This window comes from Ruminococcus sp. OM04-4AA (assembly GCF_003462585.1).
GTDB lineage: Bacteria > Bacillota > Clostridia > Lachnospirales > Lachnospiraceae > Mediterraneibacter > Mediterraneibacter faecis.
In genome coordinates this window covers 1-979 of record NZ_QTZH01000159.1, presented here as the reverse complement: position 1 = coordinate 979, position 979 = coordinate 1, and the positions used below count along the sequence as shown (strand labels likewise).

The window sequence follows — 979 nt, the reverse complement described above, 5'->3', positions numbered from 1 at the left end:
CCTTTTACGGCAACTTCAACCTGGACATGGATAGATCACCCGGTTTCGGGTCTACTCCGACTGACTATGCGCCCTATTCAGACTTGGTTTCCCTTCGGCTCCGGACCTTTAGTCCTTAACCTCGCCAGCCAGCGTAACTCGCCGGACCGTTCTACAAAAAGTACGCGGTTGAGCATATAAAGCTCTTCCACAGCTTGTAAACATATGGTTTCAGGTTCTTTTTCACTCCCCTCCCGGGGTCCTTTTCACCTTTCCTTCACAGTACTATGCGCTATCGGTCACTAAGTAGTATTTAGCCTTACGGGGTGGTCCCCGCATCTTCCCACAAGGTTCCACGTGTCTCGTGGTACTCTGGATCCCGCCATGTCAACTCGTCTTTCGCTTACGGGGCTTTCACCCTCTCTGGCCGGCTTTCCCAAAACCGTTCTGCTAAACTCGTTGAATCAATTCCGCGGTCCGAACCCCAGCATGCACGCACGCTGGTTTGGGCTCTTCCGTTTTCGCTCGCCGCTACTCACAGAATCACATGTTGTTTTCTCTTCCTCCGGCTACTTAGATGTTTCAGTTCACCGGGTTCCCTTCCTTAAGTTATGTATTGGCTTAAGGATACTTGAGGTTTGCTCAAGTAGGTTTCCCCATTCAGAAATCTCCGGATCAAAGGATATTTGCTCCTCCCCGAAGCTTTTCGCAGCTTATCACGTCTTTCATCGGCTCTTAGTGCCAAGGCATCCACCATACGCTCTTATCAGCATAACCAACTCGACCTCATCCCACGGGAATGGGATAATGTCCACACATACATAGCGTTGTATGCGTTGGTGATAGTCAATTTATTTTAAGTCTGTTTTCTTCAGACTGTAAGTTAATGTTGTTAACATTACCTCGGATGTCTTGATTAGATATTTATCTAAATCTATTGATTTTTACTATATGCAGTTTTCAAGGTACATAAGATGAAGTCCTTATTCAGTTCTTCATC

At 46.8% G+C, this 979-nt stretch carries 1 rRNA gene; it reads right to left on the bottom strand.

What is annotated here, in order from left to right:
- Positions 1–756: ribosomal RNA gene (locus DXB52_RS15905) — 23S ribosomal RNA — on the bottom strand; the annotation flags it as partial.
- Positions 757–979: the final 223 nt, after the last annotated feature.